This window comes from Paenibacillus sp. FSL H7-0323 (assembly GCF_038002725.1).
Taxonomy (GTDB): Bacteria; Bacillota; Bacilli; order Paenibacillales; family Paenibacillaceae; genus Paenibacillus_AQ; species Paenibacillus_AQ odorifer.
Genome location: NZ_JBBODB010000001.1, coordinates 2960764 through 2979327 on the forward strand (window position 1 = coordinate 2960764; position 18564 = coordinate 2979327).

The 18564-nt window shown below is 44.1% G+C and carries 21 protein-coding genes; 6 read left to right on the forward strand and 15 right to left on the reverse strand.

The window, feature by feature from the left end; genetic code table 11:
• The first annotated feature begins 26 nt into the window (after positions 1-26).
• The gene (trhO, locus tag MHH89_RS13510; protein ID WP_076302702.1) at positions 27-923 is read left to right on the forward strand and encodes an oxygen-dependent tRNA uridine(34) hydroxylase TrhO; all 897 of its coding nucleotides are present in this window, start codon (positions 27-29) and stop codon (positions 921-923) included.
• Between the two features lie 255 nt (positions 924-1178).
• Here trhO and MHH89_RS13515 read toward each other — a convergent pair whose 3' ends face one another.
• The 5 genes from MHH89_RS13515 to MHH89_RS13535 all read right to left on the reverse strand — a co-directional run bounded on the left by MHH89_RS13515 (position 1179) and on the right by MHH89_RS13535 (position 6602).
• Positions 1179-1850 carry a YitT family protein gene (locus tag MHH89_RS13515; RefSeq protein ID WP_076130250.1) on the reverse strand — a complete coding sequence of 224 codons (672 nt, stop codon included), beginning with the start codon at positions 1848-1850 and terminating at the stop codon, positions 1179-1181.
• 315 nt (positions 1851-2165) lie between these two features.
• Positions 2166-2666: a Crp/Fnr family transcriptional regulator gene (locus tag MHH89_RS13520; RefSeq protein ID WP_076134543.1), complete on the reverse strand. Its 501-nt coding sequence runs from the start codon at positions 2664-2666 to the stop codon at positions 2166-2168.
• 175 nt (positions 2667-2841) lie between these two features.
• Positions 2842-4770 carry a PTS fructose transporter subunit IIABC gene (locus MHH89_RS13525; RefSeq protein ID WP_076130248.1) on the reverse strand — a complete coding sequence of 643 codons (1929 nt, stop codon included), beginning with the start codon at positions 4768-4770 and terminating at the stop codon, positions 2842-2844.
• Positions 4771-4808: 38 nt separating this feature from the next.
• Positions 4809-5720 (reverse strand): 1-phosphofructokinase, encoded by a 912-nt coding sequence (pfkB, locus tag MHH89_RS13530; RefSeq protein ID WP_076279191.1) that lies wholly within the window; start codon positions 5718-5720, stop codon positions 4809-4811.
• Positions 5721-5837: 117 nt separating this feature from the next.
• Positions 5838-6602, reverse strand: a complete 765-nt coding sequence (locus MHH89_RS13535) for a DeoR/GlpR family DNA-binding transcription regulator (RefSeq protein WP_341087301.1) — start codon at positions 6600-6602, stop codon at positions 5838-5840.
• Positions 6603-6853: 251 nt separating this feature from the next.
• Here MHH89_RS13535 and MHH89_RS13540 point away from each other — a divergent pair, with 251 nt between their 5' ends.
• Complete coding sequence (locus tag MHH89_RS13540) at positions 6854-7126, forward strand: hypothetical protein (RefSeq protein WP_076130246.1); 273 nt, start codon at positions 6854-6856, stop codon at positions 7124-7126.
• Between the two features lie 190 nt (positions 7127-7316).
• Positions 7317-8426 (forward strand): AI-2E family transporter, encoded by a 1110-nt coding sequence (locus MHH89_RS13545; RefSeq protein ID WP_076134547.1) that lies wholly within the window; start codon positions 7317-7319, stop codon positions 8424-8426.
• 110 nt (positions 8427-8536) lie between these two features.
• Here the strand turns inward: MHH89_RS13545 and MHH89_RS13550 are convergent, their stop codons facing one another.
• Genes MHH89_RS13550 through rnhA form a run of 3 tightly spaced genes read right to left on the reverse strand, consistent with a single transcriptional unit; the run spans position 8537 to position 10341 of the window.
• Complete coding sequence (locus MHH89_RS13550; RefSeq protein WP_036683006.1) at positions 8537-8941, reverse strand: hypothetical protein; 405 nt, start codon at positions 8939-8941, stop codon at positions 8537-8539.
• A 30-nt stretch (positions 8942-8971) separates the two neighbouring features.
• Positions 8972-9640 (reverse strand): uracil-DNA glycosylase, encoded by a 669-nt coding sequence (gene ung / locus MHH89_RS13555; protein WP_076130244.1) that lies wholly within the window; start codon positions 9638-9640, stop codon positions 8972-8974.
• A gap of 44 nt (positions 9641-9684) precedes the next feature.
• Positions 9685-10341, reverse strand: coding sequence for a ribonuclease H (rnhA, locus tag MHH89_RS13560; protein WP_076130243.1), 657 nt, complete (start codon positions 10339-10341; stop codon positions 9685-9687).
• Positions 10342-10549: 208 nt separating this feature from the next.
• Between rnhA and MHH89_RS13565 the strand changes: the two genes are divergently transcribed.
• Positions 10550-11143, forward strand: coding sequence for a hypothetical protein (locus MHH89_RS13565; RefSeq protein WP_076130242.1), 594 nt, complete (start codon positions 10550-10552; stop codon positions 11141-11143).
• Positions 11144-11208: 65 nt separating this feature from the next.
• On the opposite strand, the gene MHH89_RS13570 is transcribed toward MHH89_RS13565, so the two are convergent.
• The 4 genes from MHH89_RS13570 to MHH89_RS13585 form a co-directional block, all read right to left on the reverse strand.
• Positions 11209-11781 carry a type 1 glutamine amidotransferase family protein gene (locus tag MHH89_RS13570; protein WP_076184206.1) on the reverse strand — a complete coding sequence of 191 codons (573 nt, stop codon included), beginning with the start codon at positions 11779-11781 and terminating at the stop codon, positions 11209-11211.
• The gene (locus MHH89_RS13575) at positions 11778-12896 is read right to left on the reverse strand and encodes a DNA alkylation repair protein (RefSeq protein WP_076279193.1); all 1119 of its coding nucleotides are present in this window, start codon (positions 12894-12896) and stop codon (positions 11778-11780) included. Before MHH89_RS13575 ends, MHH89_RS13570 begins: the two co-directional genes overlap by 4 nt.
• 97 nt (positions 12897-12993) lie before the next feature.
• Positions 12994-13527, reverse strand: a complete 534-nt coding sequence (locus MHH89_RS13580) for a hypothetical protein (RefSeq protein ID WP_076281365.1) — start codon at positions 13525-13527, stop codon at positions 12994-12996.
• Between the two features lie 118 nt (positions 13528-13645).
• Positions 13646-13960 carry a hypothetical protein gene (locus tag MHH89_RS13585; protein ID WP_076130239.1) on the reverse strand — a complete coding sequence of 105 codons (315 nt, stop codon included), beginning with the start codon at positions 13958-13960 and terminating at the stop codon, positions 13646-13648.
• Between the two features lie 205 nt (positions 13961-14165).
• On the opposite strand from MHH89_RS13585, the gene MHH89_RS13590 reads away from it, so the two are divergent.
• Complete coding sequence (locus MHH89_RS13590) at positions 14166-14375, forward strand: hypothetical protein (RefSeq protein ID WP_036683023.1); 210 nt, start codon at positions 14166-14168, stop codon at positions 14373-14375.
• Between the two features lie 77 nt (positions 14376-14452).
• Here MHH89_RS13590 and MHH89_RS13595 read toward each other — a convergent pair whose 3' ends face one another.
• Genes MHH89_RS13595 through MHH89_RS13605 form a run of 3 tightly spaced genes read right to left on the reverse strand, consistent with a single transcriptional unit; the run spans position 14453 to position 17380 of the window.
• Entirely contained in the window at positions 14453-15466 is a 1014-nt protein-coding gene (locus MHH89_RS13595) for a Gfo/Idh/MocA family protein (RefSeq protein WP_076281364.1), read from the reverse strand.
• A 31-nt stretch (positions 15467-15497) separates the two neighbouring features.
• A complete protein-coding gene (locus MHH89_RS13600; RefSeq protein ID WP_341087305.1) occupies positions 15498-16511 on the reverse strand; it encodes a Gfo/Idh/MocA family protein in 1014 nt (337 codons plus the stop codon).
• 20 nt (positions 16512-16531) lie between these two features.
• On the reverse strand, positions 16532-17380 hold the full coding sequence (locus MHH89_RS13605) for a sugar phosphate isomerase/epimerase family protein (protein ID WP_341087306.1): 849 nt from the start codon (positions 17378-17380) through the stop codon (positions 16532-16534).
• Positions 17381-17562: 182 nt separating this feature from the next.
• On the opposite strand from MHH89_RS13605, the gene MHH89_RS13610 reads away from it, so the two are divergent.
• The gene (locus tag MHH89_RS13610) at positions 17563-18468 is read left to right on the forward strand and encodes an AraC family transcriptional regulator (protein WP_341087308.1); all 906 of its coding nucleotides are present in this window, start codon (positions 17563-17565) and stop codon (positions 18466-18468) included.
• The last annotated feature ends 96 nt before the right edge of the window (positions 18469-18564 follow it).

Below are 18564 nucleotides of genomic sequence, written 5' to 3' on the forward strand. Positions count from 1 at the left end.
CAATTCTAATGATAAAGGTGAAATGAATGAATCCACAATCGGAATATGCAATTCTGCTATACTATAAATTTGTAAAAGTGCCGGATGCAGAACAATTCGCCCAGGAGCATTTGGCTTACTGCAAAGAGCTTGATGTAAAGGGACGAATTCTCATCTCAGATGAAGGCATTAACGGAACACTATCAGGTACGGTTGCCCAAACCGAGCAATATATGAAGGATTTGCGCGCAAACCCTCTGTTTAGCGATATCGTCTTCAAGATCGATGAGGCTGAGGGTCATGCCTTCAAAAAGATCTTCGTTCGTTATAAAAAAGAACTCGTGACGTTCCGGGTCGAGGATGAACTGGACCCTAACGTGATTACCGGAAAGCATCTGGCGCCTAAAGATTTCTATGAAATGATGCAGCGCGACGATGTGGTGATTCTGGATGGTCGTACCGGTTACGAATTCGATCTTGGTCATTTCCGCGGCTCCATCCGCCCCGAAGTAGACAGCTTCAAAGAATTCCCGGACTGGATTCGCGAGAATATGAGCGACCTTAAGGATAAACCAATCCTGACCTACTGTACAGGCGGGATCCGCTGCGAGAAATTAAGCGGGTTTATGATGAAGGAAGGTTTTGGACAGGTGTACCAGCTGGATGGCGGCATTGTGACTTACGGTAAAGACCCTGAGGTACAGGGCCAACTGTTTGATGGAAAATGTTATGTCTTCGATGAGCGGATTTCCGTACAGATTAATCATACCGACGAGGATATCGTTGTCGGACGATGCCATCACTGCGGTCAGCCAGCTGACCAATTTATCAATTGTGCTAACGATGCTTGTCATCTTCAGCATATTTGCTGTGAGGACTGTGAAACACAGCACAGTGGTCATTGCTCGGACGAATGCGAAGCTATCACGAATGCTGTGGGCTAAATAAAAGGACAAGCTGGCCGCAAATGTTTCTGCACGATTCAATTACGAGCACTAGTGAGTCTTAAGTTAACTAAAAGGTGGCGTACAGGATTTTCTCTGTACGCCACCTTTTGTTATGAGCGAAACGTCCGAGCAACGCCCCTAAAGACTACACCCTTTAAATTACGTCATATCCAGCAAAAAAAAGTCAACCAGAAACTCTGGCTGACCTTAAATGTAGTATATCCCCGAATAAGCTGTTTATACCAGCCTTCTTCACATTACCGTACCATCATGCGGTTTACGCAGTGTAGATTGAATCTTTGGCGCCTTCACTAGCTTTGGTTTGCCTAAAGAGGTTGTAAAGGTGATCACATAGCCGGCTACGACTACTGCCATCACTGTATACATCGTTTCTTTAACAGGCATATAAAAGAGTGATAGTGCCAGAACGATTACATCCATCATGATGAATACCGTACCTACTTTGATTCCCTTCCATTCACTAACCAGCAGCGACAAAATATCGTCTCCACCGCTAGCCCCGCCACTCCGCAGGATAATTCCCGCTCCTAAACCTGTCAGTACGCCGGACAATAGAGCTGCTAATGCCAAATTGTCCTGCAAGTTGATGACCAAACCGGAATAACGTTCCATGAGACCATAGAAGATTGTAAAAGCTCCTACAGAAACAAAAGTGTTGCACACGAACGCTTTCCCTTTGAACATCCATGCTATCAAGAGTACTGGAACGTCTAGAAGCAGAGTTGAAATCGAAGGTGAAATTCCTAATACGTATTTGCCAAGCAGCGATAATCCTACGAATCCGCCCTCTGACAAATGATTCTGAAAATTGATGTGATAATAAGTAAATGCAAGCAAAAATGTTCCAAACAAAATGACTGTCAATCGGAGCAGTACATTCACTCCGTAATTGTGGTTCCTCATACAGGTCTCCCCTTATCGTATATGGCGGCTAGACGTCCCACCAACCTCTACGACGGGTAAAACCGGAGGTATTGCTCCTTCGCATATATATACTCCTTCCCCTCGCAGAGGCGGTTCGTCAAGTAACAACGGTTTACGCACCTTCTACAGGGAAGCTAAGTATAAGACAGATCATAACGTTTCCAAATCGTCCTTTGGGGAATCGTCCTTCGGGGACACATGGTATCCTGATCCTTTCTCTAATTTGATAAGTTCTGTTTACATTATACCACGGAGCCACCCTACTCTAAACAGTTTGCCAGAAAAAAGCAGGAATCACTCTGTACTCCGCAGCAAACGGTTGATTGTTTCACGTCTTACACCGATCAATTGTCCTATTTCTTCCTGGGTCAATAACTCTGTTAGCGCTGCGCCATGAGAGTAGTCATTAAACCAGCGGGTTAGCAATTCCATACGTTCTGCAGGTGTACCTACAGTCAGATGATCCAGCCGTGTCTGCATAAACCGTACCTTCTCCTGAAGCAGTCTGGCGATTTCCATCGCTTGACCAGAATCATCCCGCAGTTGTTGATACCATTCTGCTGATGGAACTGCCTCCACCTCGCTCTTCATCATCGCAACTGCCGTTCCATGCGCCTCCTTTGGCGAAATGAGTGAATGATGGGGAACCATCTCACCGGGATACAGGATGTTGAATAACACCATGTTCCCATTCTCATGAAGTCTTGTGACCTTGAACAGCCCGCTTTTTACCTTAAATAAAAAATCACAGCTGTCTCCTTGGCGGAACAAGACTTCCCCCTTATGTAATATCATCTCGCTCGCTCCTTTTCCTTCTGATTATATATATTTTCAATTATATAAAATTAAACCTCATTTATGGAGATAAATCTACCTATGGGCGAGGAGGTGGGTGATTAATGTCCATGCAAAAACTGCTGGGTGCCAGAATGAAAATTCTGGCACCCAGCAGTTCAATTTATTTATAAAGTTACTTTGCTTCAAGCGGTTTCTTCCATAATCCGAGCATCAATCCGGAGATGACCGAACCGATCAGAACAGCTAAGAGGAACAACAGCGCGTGGCTTGAAAGGGCAGCTACAAAGATCCCGCCATGCGGAGCCGGCACGTTGATATTCCAAAGCTGTGTAAGACCTCCAGCAACGGCCGAACCAAGAATACAAGAGGTTAGGACACGAAGCGGATCGGCTGCGGCGAATGGAATGGCCCCTTCCGTAATGAACGACAAGCCCAGCACATAGTTCGTTAAGCCTGATTTACGTTCTTCTTCCGTGAATTTATTCTTAAAGAAAGTAGAAGCCAGTGCTATTGCAAGTGGAGGCACCATCCCCCCCGCCATTACAGCAGCCATCATGAAGCCGTTGGTATTGCCACTGGTAGTGAATACACCGATGGCAAAAGTATAAGCAGCTTTATTGAAAGGTCCACCCATATCTATGGCCATCATGCCACCGAGAACCAGACCCAGAATAACAGCATTAACAGTTCCAAGATCATTAAGCCAATCAATCAGTCCTACATTGATCCAGCTAAAGACCGGATCGAACAGGTAATACATCAATCCACCGGTAATTAGAAGCCCGAATACCGGATATAACAGGATCGGCTTCAGTCCGTCAAGTGTTTTAGGCAGTCCTGCAAATACTTTACGTAATCCGATAATTACATACCCCGCCAAGAAACCAGCAGCCAGCCCGCCGAGGAACCCAGCGTTGGAATTCAAGGCCATGTAACCCCCAACCATACCTGGCATCAGAGCCGGACGATCACCAATGCTAAGCGCTATAAATCCAGCAAGGACTGGAATTAGGAAATGGAAGGCACCATCTCCACCACCAATTGTCTGCAGTAACTGGAACAGCGGATGATCTGCTCCACCTACTTGTTCAATCAGGAAGGAGATTGCTAGCAGAATACCGCCACCGACTACAAACGGGAGCATGTGGGAGATCCCATTCATTAAGTCCTTATATATTTTACTGCCGATACTGCCAGATTTCTCTTTAGACCCTTCGTCATTGCCACCGCGACCTTCATTGTGATAAATCGGCGCTTCCCCATTCATAGCTTTACGAATAAGCTCTTCCGGCTTACGGATGCCATCACTTACAGGTCTTTGCAGTACAGGCTTACCGTCAAAACGGGCCATTTCCACCTTTTTATCAGCTGCAACAATTACACCGCTTGCACGCCGAATCTCATCAGGGGTAAGTACGTTTTTGGCCCCTTCTGAACCATTCGTCTCTACACGGATATTAACTCCCATTTCCAGAGCTTTTTTCTTAAGGGCATCTTCAGCCATAAAAGTGTGTGCAATGCCTGTAGGGCAAGCAGTTACAGCTACGACAAAAGTTTGGGAATCCGGGTTGCCCACGATTACACGTTCAGGCTCTGACTTCGCGGCAGTTTCAGCAGCTTCGTTCTCTTTCTCCTTAGCTTCACCTTCCGCCTGCTTGGCATCAAACAAAGCTGATACCTCGTCAGGAGTCTGAGTATTCATAAGCTGTTCAATGAACTCGCTATCGATCAGTAGTCTGGACAATGAGGCCAGTGTACGAAGATGCATATTGCCTGCTCCTTCTGGAGCGGCAATCATAAAGAAGATACGTGCTGGCTCATCATCAAGGGATTCAAACTCCACTCCCTTTGCGCTCTTAGCAAATACAACCGTCGCTTCATTTACCGCTTTAGTCTTAGCGTGCGGCATTGCAATGCCGCCGCCAATCCCAGTGCTGGACTGCTCTTCGCGCTTCAGAATCATCTCTTTAAAAAGGATCGGATCATTAATTCGGCCACTTGCAGCAAGACTCGCAATCAATTCATCAATTGCAGCTTCCTTAGTTGTAGCTTTTAGATCCATGATCATCGTTTCTTTTATCATTAAATCCGTTATTCTCATCATGCTCAACTCCCTTAAGTACTTTGAATGCTGTCGGCTTACACTTCTGAGATTTGGATCAGCGGTCTCAGCTGTTCAATGAATTCTCTGTCCGCTAAGTCATCAGAGAATGCGGTTGCACTGCCCGAGGCAACGCCTGCACGGAACGCCTCCAACAAGTCTCCTGTCAAAGACAGTGTCCCTACAAAACCAGCGATCATGGAATCTCCTGCACCTACAGAATTTTTCACTTTACCTGATGGTGCGTTGGCGTGGTATACCCCTTGCTCCGTAATGAACAAAGCCCCTTCACCCGCCATGGAAACCAGTACATTTTTCGCTCCTGCATCCAGCAGCTTGCGTCCATAAGTAATAATCTCTTCCCTCGTATCTATGGTTACGCCGAACAGCTCTGCGAGCTCATGATGGTTCGGTTTAACCAGCAATGGCTGATACGCCAGTGCTTTTTGAAGTGCAGCACCAGTAGTGTCAATGACGAATTCCGCTCCGCTCTGTTTGCACACAGCTATAAGCTTGTCATAGAAATCTGCACCCAGTGATGGGGGAACGCTTCCCGACAAAATCACTACATCCTCCGCGTTCAGAGCAGCCAGCTTTTGCAATAGTGCGTCGGCTTCAGGATCATGAATGACGGGTCCAACACCGTTAATCTCCGTTTCCTCTCCATGCTTGAGCTTGATATTAATCCGCGTATCATCAGAAACAAACACGAAATCGCTTGAAATTGACTCTTCGTGTAACCAATCCTCAATATATCGGCCGGTGAAGCCTCCAAGGAATCCCATAGCCTTATTCTGAACCCCAAGCTGATTAAGCACTCGGGATACGTTAATTCCCTTCCCTCCCGGAAGCTTCAAATCACGTTTCATCCGGTTCAAGTCACCCAGTCTCAAATCCTCCACTTCCACGATATAATCAATGGAAGGATTAAGCGTTACAGTATAGATCATGATTATCCCTCAATTATGTTGGTTTTCTAAGCCATAGATTACCGATCACAAGTACGGCATCTGTAATTTCTCCAAACGATCACACGGTAATTCATAATTGCTTATCCTATATAAAATTTATACCAGCGTGAAATCCACACCCAATTGCGTGATCTCACGGATGAATTTGTCAGACGCTCCTGAATCTATAATGCAATGATCCATTTCCGTCACATCTGCAACCTTGCTAAAGGATATCTGCCCCAGCTTACTGTGATCTGCCAGTAGAATAACTTGCTTGGCGACTGCGATCATTTTGCGTTTTGTAGCTGCCTCTAACATGTTCGGAGTTGTGATGCCTTCCCGCAAATCCAGTCCATTAATGGCAAGAAAAGTTTTATCTACTCTCACCATATCTAAGGAACGTTCTGTCATCGGTCCAACAAAAGCCATCGTATCCGGGCGAAGCATACCGCCTGTAATTGAGACTTCGATATTGCGGCAATCCCGCAGCTCATTCAGCGCCATAATCGAGTTCGTAATGACTTTGATATTCGAAAAGTTCTTCAGCTCTCTGGCAATCTGCAGTGTTGTTGTTCCTGCATCAAGCAGTATTGCGTCCCCCTCCTGAATCATCTCCACGGCCTTACGGGCAATCCGTTGCTTCTCATCCAATAAATGGTCTTCCTTATCAGGATAAGCCGCTTCAAAATTGACGCTCTGCAGGGAAACCGCTCCGCCATGAGTACGCTTTAATAGCTTGGCTTCTTCCAGCTCCTTCAGATCACGGCGCACAGTAGACTCAGATACGCCCATTTCCTGACTTAGCTCCTGTACAGAAGCTCTGGAGTTCTTTTCCACAAAAAGCACGATTTTTTGTTTTCTCTCTTCCTCAAACATCATCGTGGCTCGCTCCTTTATGTGACAGCGCGACCTGTGCAATTCCTTGCGCTCATCTATGAATTTTATTGACCGTTAATCGATTATATATGACCGTTATTGATCGTTTGTGCTCGTTTATGATTTTAACAGCGTTTTCATCCTGTGTAAAGTGCTAAAAAGAGACAGTGCAAAATTACATCCGAATTGCCTATCTCATATGCGGCATTTATAACATATTAATAATACATACCGGGAAAAGCGGGTGATCAGAAATGGCCAATGGAAGAAACAGCGGGAGAAATAAAGGCAACAGCAATGCTAATAAGAATGGGACCACCAATAACAATAATCCAGTGGAATCCGCAGAACTTAGCGCTGAGGATTATGAGATCATCGCAGCTGGACTTGTAGCCTTAGGTGAGATTTTTTCCTTTTTATCTCTTGTTAAAGCAAGACAAGTTACCAAAGAAACCGGAGGCGAAGATGTAGTTCCTGAAATCTTCACTTTATCCACTAGAAAATCTCATAGACGAAAGTCAAGATAATCTGTGAAAAAGCAGAGAAATAGTTATATCCCCTTGTTAAATTGCGAACTTTTTACTTGGCGTAACCTTTGTAACTAGAACCTCTATATGGGTATGCCAAGAACTACCTAAAAGGAATTGCCCGCTTTTGAATCAATACTTGTAAATTAGGGTTATTAAACTACATAGACATAAATTTGAATTTTGGGGGATGTTTTTATTGCCACAACAGAAGTATTTTCGGACAAGCCTTGCTATTATCGCCTTTTTACTGATTTTGTACTTAGGCTCCAAAGTAATGTTTCTCTTCGCCCCACTGGGTGCCATTTTCAAATTATTACTTGTTCCCATGATGTTATCAGGGTTCATGTACTACCTGCTGCGTCCGTTAGTAAGAATCCTTGAGAAAAGAAAATTAAACCGGGCGTTCTCCATCCTGCTCATTTATTTTCTGATTGCCGGCTTGTTCGTTCTCTTCTGGATTCTAGTCTGGCCGACACTTCAAGAACAAATTCAGAACTTTATTGATAACACTCCTTACCTCGTGCAAGGTTTGCAGGATCAGTTCAATGCATTGAGGGAGAATCCGACACTTTCGCGTTTTTTCAAAGGGGATTCCGACGTCGCAGCCCGTTTATCAGAATTTCTTAGCGATACTATTACCTGGGTTACCAATTCCATGTCCAATTTGATTGGCGTTGTTTCCAGCATTGTAGTGTTAATCGCAACTTTGCCCATCATTCTGTACTACATGCTAAAAGATGACTATAAGCTATCGCCTAAACTTCAAGGCTTAATTCCGAGAAAATATCGTAAGGAAGGGCAAGAGATGTTTGGAGATATCGACAGCGCCTTAAGCAGCTTCATCGTCACACGCGTGGTGCTAAATGTCGTACTCGGCATTATGTTATATATAGGGTTCCTTATCATCGGACTGCCTTACTCCCTGTTGCTCGCCGTAATTTCAGTGCCCCTTAACTTCATTCCATATGTGGGATCATTCTTAGCAGCGATTCCGGTAATTATAGTGGGTTTCATTGAATCACCGACGATGGCCATATGGTCCCTGGTTGTAATCTTCATTGCCCAGCAGATCCAGGATAATGTACTCTCACCGATTATTTACGGAAAATCATTGGATGTTCATCCACTGACTACGGTCATCCTTGTCCTTATAGGTGGAGACTTCTACGGTATTATCGGAGTTCTTATTGCGCTCCCTGTTTATATGATTATAAAAATTGTTTTCCTGCGCGTGTATGAGATTATTATTGCAGACCGGATAGATGAAGCTGAGCCTATCAAAAAAGAGGAGCTATAACGGTTGCGAATTACTTCGCGAACGGGCGGAGCTTAACTATAAAATAAAAAAGGGTACGTCTCCAATCACTCGGAGTCGTACCCTTTTTTATTCTTTACAGGTGCCTGAAATCACCCTCGTAAAGAACGAACTACAAAGATGTGATTGCCCTTCATCAGGTTTTGGCCGTTCTGAAGAGTAACTGAACCTTTCGTATGTGAGGTAATAATCGTATTAAAGGCAATAAGCTGATCTTCTTTCCAGACGCTAACCGCCGATTTAAAATACACTGCATTGTCAAATTGCTGCCGATCCCTCATCACATAACCCACGGAATGGAGAACTGGAGGCAGCGCTCTTTCTTTTGGAGCCAGAGCCTTAATAACAACAATATCCCGAAACGGCACAGCAATTTCCTGATGGCCAATCACCGCCACCGATGCGGAAAGGTCCCATTTGCGCAGGATTCCCTTCATAATGGTATAAGGTTTCTCTCCGCAGTACATTATAACGGGTTTACCTACCCAATGCTTCATAGCTACCTCCCCTTCGCATCACTCCATAAATTATAAGTCCGGAATGAACCAATCTATTCCTGCCATTCCCTGCGACTCTAAAAATTGATTGGTCTTTGAGAACGGACGACTGCCAAAAAATCCACGATGCGATGAAAGTGGGCTTGGATGAGGCGATTGCAGCACCTTATGCCGGCTTTGGTCGATGAAGGCGCCTTTTTTCTGCGCATGACTTCCCCATAATATAAACACCATGGGCGTAGATCTTTCATTTAGCTTTTGCATAATAGTGTCTGTGAATGTCTCCCAGCCCAGACCTTTATGCGAACCAGCCTCACCCTCACGTACCGTCAGCACGGTGTTCAGCAACAACACTCCCTGCTCTGCTAAGTGCAGTAAAGAGCCGTGGTTCGGAACAGGCACACCGACGTCCTCTTTCAGCTCTGCATAAATATTGCGCAGTGACGGAGGGATACGTACCCCCGGATTGACAGAGAAGCTTAGTCCGTGCGCTTGTCCGGGACCATGATAAGGATCTTGACCTAAAATAACTACACGGGTCTCCTTATAAGGCGTTAATTTCAATGCTGTGAACAATAATTCTTTTGGCGGATAAACGGTATGTTCCTTATATTCTTGTGTTAGTGCGTCCATTAATTTTAGAAAATAGGGCTTTTGCATTTCATCCTGCAATACCTCATCCCAATCGTTGCCAAACATCCCCAAACTCCTCCTTTAACCGAAACCATAGCGATATAGCTTTTTTATTTCCGACCATAATCCGCTTTGATCTCGCCCCACTCTTTGGTCTGCCACTTGAGCACCTTATTGTCATATGTATTGGTTTGCAACCAACGCTCTGCCCGATCAATAAGCACCCAAATTTCCTCTGTTGAAGAATCGCGCGGCAAGGTTGTTGCCACCTTCTTCTGCTTCACCCATTTCATTGCATTTACAGAATCACTGTAGACCGTTTTATCGCTTCCCTCTCTCTTCAACAACGCCAAGGCATGAACAATCGCTAAAAATTCGCCTAAATTATTAGTGCCCTTTTTGATCGGACCACAGGAGAAAATGATATCTCCCGTTTGTGTATCTACACCCTTATATTCAACAGGCCCCGGATTACCACGAGTCCCCACATCTACTGAAATACTGTTGTAATCAATCTCCTCAGAGGTCTCTACTGTAGCACTGCGTTTAAAAGAACTAGTCCCCTTAGACTTTGCTGCTCCAGCTGCCCCTGTTCCCCAATTCCCCTTCCAGCCCGCTTTATATGCCGCATCAGCTGCTGCTTTAGATTCATAGGATTTATATTTTGCACCGGTATAATGATCTGTCTGTGCCTGGCATTCTGCCCAAGTGCTATAGACTCCCGGTTGTTTACCTTCCCAGACTACATAATATTTCTGTTTGGCCATGGATAATGCTCCTTTTCTACTGCCTGTACTTATTGTAATCCATATTGCTCGTGAATTCATCGGATAAATCACATTTTTCAGGTCATACTATACGCCAGAGATGTCCAGGCCTATATTACCATTTGTAGATTGATTGGTAAATTACTAACTAATCACTCTATAGTAAGCTCGAAGGATATCAGTACAATTACTTAGGGAGGTTATACAGATGAGAAAGATAGCAAGTGTTGCTGCGGTATTTGCTTTTGTGTTAATGGTCGGATGTGGAAATGCAACAAACAATGCCAATAATGCTACTGCAACAAGCACTCCTGAGAACACGAATAATGCGGGAACCACTAATAATACAGGCACGGCTAATAATCAAAATAACACCACAGATGCTGTAACCTCAGCTTCCGTAGTAGATAATGAAGAAGCCTTCAAACGCGCCATCAGTCCAGAAGGAACCTGGATTGCTGCTACACTTAAAGACTTAACCTTCACCGAAGATCTCGTGGTGGATGGAGAATTCATGAATAAAGAGGAACCCGCCAGAAAAATTGCTCTATACACACAAGATGCGGATCACAACATCACCAACTCCTTTAAACTGACTGCTCCAAAATTGACCATCAAGAGTAAAAACGCCCGCATCCAAGGCGGCACTTTTATTGGAGATGTATACGTAGAAGCGGATGGATTTACCCTGGTGAACGCAACCGTTGAAGGCAATGTCTACTTCGCAAACGATCAATATAAATCCACCTTTAATTCATCCGATCAAGGAAAAGTAACTGGTGTTACAGAAGTGAAAAAATAAACTTCAACCTCAAAAAGGTGATCTCAAGTCGTTAAGACTTGAGATCACCTTTTTTATATACACCCTTATTCTTGATAAAAACCATCTTTGAAAAAGTTGTACCATCCCTCGACGGTTTCGATTGGGAAACCCTCTAACTTCTTCATAACTTCCCTTGCAAATTCTAAAGAAGCTGTGCCATTAGCTGTAATAATATATTCACTCGAAACTGCCTGTTTTTCTATATAATTTGCTTCTCCTTTATAATTAGGAGCATTTTGTTTTAAATAATCCAATGAATTTCCGGTATGCGGTATGTTGTCTAAATAGCCATGTTCAGCCAAAAAAGTTGTAGCGTCACATATAGCGGCTATAGGCACACTCTCCTGCAGACATTTTTCAATCACTGGAGTAATAGCTGAATTATCTTTCCAGCCTGTGCCCCCGATTAAAATCAACATTTCATACTGAGCAGGTAAACTGTCTAAAGTATAGTCAGGTACAACAGTAAATCCACCCATAGATTTGACATTGTCGCTAGTTAGAGCAACTGTTCTTACTTTATATTCACTTTCCTGCTTATTTAGTTCGGCACTAATATATCCGCTTTCCCAATCAGCGTAGCCATTGGATAGAAACATCAAAACTTCTTTTTTCATATATTAGCACTCCCTTTAAGTTCTAACGCCACTTCCGCCACTTCTCGCCCATTTACCAGCAGCACAATCCGGTGCTCTCCTGGATAATGACGCCGAGTTGTTAAATCAGCCCAACGATGTGTCCGTTTACCTGATAGAATTGTACCTCCAGGTACGGTCTTATCCGATAACAAAAAAGATTTACGGGAGGTTCGACCTGCCGCTTTCACGAAATAGATTCCGTATTCAATCCGAATCCGTGCCGGAGCTCCCTCACGAACTTGAAGCTTATACTGTAATTCAGAGCTTTCGCCAATGGTCAGGATTGAAGGTTCCAATAGAATGAAGGCACTCGTTATAAGTGGAGCAGCTTCGTCTGTCTGCTCTGCGTATCCGAATAAAGCCATAATCTCTGGCTCAGCTTTACGAATCAAAGAACGGCAGCCGTGCCGCACAATCCAGTCTGTATCGGGATGTGTTCCCTTCCAGCGCCGAGCGGTATCGAGCACCACTTCCGGATGATCCTTCGCAATATCATTCAAATGATTAGCGACACTTTTACGCACATACAGGGATGTATCCGCCTTAAGCTGCTCAAGTACAGGTAATACCGGAGCTGGGTCAAGCTTGAACATGGGAAGCGCCTGTCCCCAAGGCAGACGAGGCCGACAGCCCTCACTAGCCAGCCTACGTACATGCTCATCAGGGTGCTTCGCCCATACCAGCATTTGAGCCATCATCCGCTCTGGTTCCCGTAAGAGAAACGGCCTAACTGCAAATTCAGCCGATGATTTCGCTGTGAATCTTTCCAGCGCCTGCATAGACAATTCCCAATGATCGTCTCCCTGACCATATACCTCAACAAAATCCGGAAAAATCAAATAAGGAAATCCCACGCAATCGTCAGCAATGGCGAATAGGATAGCCAGCGCTTCCTCATAAGGAAGCTTTAAGTGGCTGCCCAACGTCTCGGTGATCCGCCGCATTCTTGCCTTCAGCTCAAGCGTTTCCCACGGTTCAGTCATGGCTGAGCTTACAAATGCCTCAGTCTCGAAGACATTATGTACGCCACGAATCTTTTCGCCGAACTCACGCAGAAATTGTTCATTGTACATTGCTTTTAAAGGTTCAGCCATTCGATAATCCCTCATTTTCTTCTTTAGATCAGCAGACTTGATTCTGTCATGAAATCGTAGCACACCCAATTTGACAACAGTATGTCAACTTTGGCAGCTAAGAATTAATAAGTACCTTTACCTCTTCAATCCCTTGTTGGGCTCGACTGTTTAACGCGCGCTTATCTTTAAGGTTATGTTCTTTAAGTTCGTGTCCAGGATCAATGACCAGCGGCTGTGAGATTACATCCTCGAGAATTTGCACAGCAACCTTACAGCCTTGAAATAACAGTTCTTTTGTGATCACTTGGTTATGAGAACGAATGATTTCAAGCATTTTTTCCGCATAAATCAGTCTAACCAAACTATCAGCGCTCATAATATTCCGCGAAGCAAAAGAAGCCACTTTTTCCACAATCCAGCTATCCTGATAATTCCGCGAGATGGATTCCAGTATCGTAATCGCATCCCAGTCCCGTATCGACAACTGCTTGACGTGCTCCGTAGCCCATTCCTGCAGCCATTCCAGCTCCACTTCTCTTGGAATTTCAAAACTCTTGTACTCCTTAAGTACTCCTGCTTTATGCATATTTAAAAAATGACCCAAAAACTGAATGTACAGCTCCTTGGCTCTTTGTGTCGGTTCTGTCATCTGGCAATCATCCTTTCATTATCCAAATCATATCCATTCCCCGGTTTCTTTTCAAATTAAAAATAAAAAAGGACAGGTAGCGAAATCATCGCAATACCTGCCCTTTAATAACTTTGGGTTATGGTAAATAGTTTGCTTCAACCGGAGGGGTTTTCTCCACTATTTTCAGTTCTAGTCCTCCGAATCTCTTCGCCAGCTTGTTATATACCAGCGCTACCAGCATACCCACCAATCCATAAATGAGTATCAAAATAACCGGCATAATCAAATAAGGGATACCCATAACAACGATAAACGTCTCTTTAATGATAAGCCCGACCACCACCATCCCTAAACCTACTATAAACAATAGCAGTGTAGGAATGATCATAAAATAGATAGTTGTTTTAAAAAAACTCTTTTTGTTAATTTCCAGCACTTCATAGTCTTTCATTATGTAATCCCCTTAATTTATTTAGAGTGGTAAAATTACCCTCTTCGTTTCATTAAAGACGATCTTAAATACAATTTCAACCAAATTTCTCATATTTTCGACTTTTACCAAAGAATTCTTCCTAAAACTCAACGATAAATCATGGTAAAATAACTCCTATGGTTTAATATATCATCATGTACAAGATGTCACCGGAGGGAATAACATGCCACAAACATTAGTGAAAAATATTGATTTTTTTATAGCTGCCTTATCCCAAACCTATATTTCTGCGCTACAGCTTGATCCTGATGGAATGTATTCAGAGGTTGCTTCAGGAATTGTTGAATTGTTCTCTGACGAACAAGTACGGCTGAGAAGATATGACGGATCAGTATCCCATTATGCAAGAGACAACACCAAATTTCAGCGATGACAAAAGGACGTGAACTGGAAAAAGGTCATTGTGAATGATCCTCTTCCAGCTCACGTCCTTATTCACTCTACACACAACTAATCTAGCACAATCCATTCGCCTTCAGCATCCGCTGACTTCATTTCTGCTTCCACGATTCTTAAAGACTCCGCTGTACTCTCTGGCGTACAAATAATGATAGGCTTATCCTGGATAATAACATCCAGAAAATATACAAGCTCTCTATAGTAGCCAACATCCGGTGAAAGTTCCGCTAAATAGCCTGCCCCGTCATTCGGATTGAGCTTGACCTCGCTGCCATCAAACACTATATTTCCACGTTCAAAATTAACCCGGTACCCCATGTAAAAACCAAAATCACCTTCCAGCGTCCAATCCACCTGAGCATTAATTACTTTTGCATCCTTATAAAAATAGTGAGTCGATGCGATATCATATCCGCTTCCCGGAAGGACATTACGTCCTAAGGATGATACTTTATCCGGTCTGCCGAACAGATAGTTAATCATATCCGTATCGTGAATATGCATATCCATAATGCCTCCACCGCTTAGTGTCTCATCAAGAAACCAATCCTTAGGAGCACCAGATCCCCTGTAAAAATACCCTTCCGTGACCTGACCGAACTGCCCGCTCTCTATCACTTCTTTTAAATATTCATACCCCGGCCAAAAACGGAGACAATGTCCGATCATCAGTTTTTTCCCACAGCGGGCTGCCGTTTCCACCATTTCCAGCGCTTGTACGGAAGTTCTGGCCATCGGTTTCTCACAAAAAACATGATATCCACGCTCCAGCAACGAACAAGTCATTTCCGCATGCAGATAAGTAGGAACCGCAATGTCGATCATATCCAGTTCCTCACTGGCTATCATTTTCTCCAGATCATCGTATAGATTGTAAGCTGACAAATCATAGACTTCCTGGGCAGTGCTCATATTCCCGGCTGCTTTTCCATCCTTTAATTCCTCAATTCGCAAATCACAGATGGCTTTAAGGGCAATGGGCTGCCCCTCTTTCGTTAAGCGCACATAATTATCAAAATGCATCCGGCCCATAAATCCAAAGCCGATCAAGCCTATTTTCAACATCGTGAAGTCTCCTTTACTAAAAGTATGTTACTTAACGTATCCGTATCCAGGCCCCTTCCTGATCAGCCGATTGGATTTCAGCCTCAATGATTTCTATGGACTGGGCAGCACTTTCGGGCATACATAGGGTCACTGGCTCATCGTTCTGGATGATTTTCAAGAAATATACCAACTCTCTGTAATATCCGGTATGCGAAGAAAGCTTCGCAATGAACCCCGGTTGACGATTAGGATTTACCTTAACTTCCGCGCCATCAAAGACTACATTTCCCCGTTCAAAATTAATCCGATAGCCCATGTAAAAACCAAAGTCGCCTTCCAGTGTCCAGTCCGCTTGGGCATTGACCACTTTTCCATCCTGATAAAAATAATGAGTGGAGACGATATCATAGCCACTTCCCGGTAAAACCTTCCGCCCAAGCGTTGATACTTTATCTGGTTTCCCAAACAAGTGATGGATGATGTCCGTATCGTGTACATGCATATCCAGCATACAGCCGCCACTTAGCTCATCATTGACCAACCACCCTTTAGGAGCACCGGAACCCCGGTAAAAATAAGCCTCTGTCACTTCACCGAACTCACCGCTAGCTATAACCCCCTTCAAATATTCATATCCCGGCCAGAAGCGAAGACAATGACCAATCAGCAATTTTTTTCCGCTGCTTTGCGCCGCCGCTACCATCTTCCAAGCTTCTGCGGAATGTCTCGCCATCGGCTTTTCACAGAACACATGATACCCTCGTTCCAGCAGCGAACAAGTCATTTCAGCATGCAAGTACGTAGGTACTGCAAGGCTAATAGCATCTAGTTCTTCTTTTTCGAGCATATGCTCCAAATTCTCATAAAGGTTGTAAGGGGATAAATCATATACCTCGTGGGCTGTGTTCATATTCCCCGCGGATTTAGTATGTTTAAGGACTTTAATCTGCGGGTCACAAATGGCAACCAGAGAAATCGGATGGCCGTCTTCCTGCAATTGAACATACTGATCAAAGTTCATTCGGCCCATAAATCCAAAACCCACCAGCCCCACTCTGAGCACAGCCTTCACCTCTCTTAAACTTAGTAACTAGTGCGTCCTAAAATAGCATCAATCGCTGCAGAAGTATTAAAAATGATTTGCTCCGAATAATGCGTATATGGCGGTATCATTTCTCCAGTAACATAATTGCTGTAGCCGATCTCTTGCAGTGCTTCCATAACAGCAGGATAATCCACATCCCCAGCAAGTAGATCAACAAATCCATGAAGTCCTCCGGCTGCCCGGCGGTAATCTTTGAAATGCACCTTCTTGATTCTATGGCCTAGAATCCGTATCCACTGCTCTGGATAACCAGAATGAACGATATTCCCTACATCCAGATAGGAACCTACGTAATTGGAGCCTACAGCATCTATAAAAGAACGTAATTCGAGCGGAGACAGCAGGAATTTATTCCACACATTTTCAATCCCAATAGAAACACCCGCCATTTTTGCATCTTGAGCTAGATCACTGATCGCCTTCAAGGCTCGATCATAAGCTTTTTCATAATCGACTATTTCACAGCCCTCAATAAAATCCACACCAACCGCACCAGGAATGACAAGAATCGTATCTACGCCAAGTGTTGCTGCCAGCTCCAATTGTTTTTTACATACATCGATAGCCTTCGTCCGGTTCGCCGCGGATTCACTTGTCATGGCATATGACCAATATAGTCCTGTCGCCAGTCCTGCAATTTCTAACCCCATCTCCTGAATGGAATTTTTGATCTTAATAGCTTCTTTCTCAGTGGTTTGCAGGCCAAGTTCACCCGATTCATTTAAAGATAACTCAATTCCGTCGAAACCTGCCGCTTTAGCCAGACGTGCACATTCTTCGATCTCAGTACCTTCGCGAAACGACCAAATGTTTATTCCCTTTTTCATCTGAATCCTCCTCAAATTTGTTATTTTCCGTTTTTTAATATTTTTCCCTAAGTGCGCTTATATCCTTGATTTATTTATATTATAATAGATTGTAAGTTGAATTTATTTAGGTGAACAAGAGATTTGTTGCACGATTCCGGTCTATTTAAAAATTCATTTTATACTGTATGGGAGGTTTATTCGTGGCTGAAAAAGAAACCCGTTATCCCCTAAGAAAACAGGTCCCTTCCCGGGAGTGGTCGCCTGGCATTCACTACGCACAATTCCAAACCCTCTCACCTTGCCTCTTTCCAAGAAGAAGATTGTATGATTTCGAGCTGCTTTACGTTCGCCAGGGGAAATTATCAACAAAGATGGATACGGAGGAATATATCCTGAATTCAGGACAACTGATATTTCTTTCTTCCGGGGTATATCATCAGAATGCGATTGTCTCAGATTCGGAAACCAAACTCATTGGGATCCATTTTGATTTTTTTGGGGAATCGATTATCACAAGCGATGAAGACATGCTGGTCAATGAGGAGGAGGTTATGGACGAGAAGTTTGCCTTGGAAGCTGTGACCGCTCCTTTCATGCCATTGTCACAGGAGCCCATTTATACCCCGCCACCCGAATGTATCCATGCGATGGAACAGCTCGTGTATGAATTTACGATGCGGCCTGCCGGTTATGAATGGGTCTGTCGGGGGTTACTGCTCGGCATTCTAACCTCGCTGCTCCGAACACAAAGCTCCCGGAATACAGCCAAATCTTCCGTTCATACCGGGCGGATCAGAGCTTTAATCGATGAGATGGATTCAAAGCTAGCAGACCGCTGGAGCAATAAATCCATGGCTGGTGCCATGAATATGCATGAAGACCATTTCTCCAAGTTATTTCGTGAGGTGGCTGGCATGCCTCCTGGTGAATATCTCCGTTCCATCCGGCATCGAGAAGCACGCAAGCTGCTGCGCGAAACGGATTGGCCGATTGAACAGGTCGGGGATAAGGTTGGTTATCCTGATATCCATTATTTCAGCAGGGTATTTACCGCAAATGAGGGGATTTCTCCGCGGGCTTATCGCAAAATGTCCCGGATACTCTAGATACGGAAAACTCAAGATATCTCAGTCCAAGTAAGAAAAACTCCCAAAAACATTGAGGGTGATGGGTCATCTGCTTTGTGTGATACCTGTGGGGGC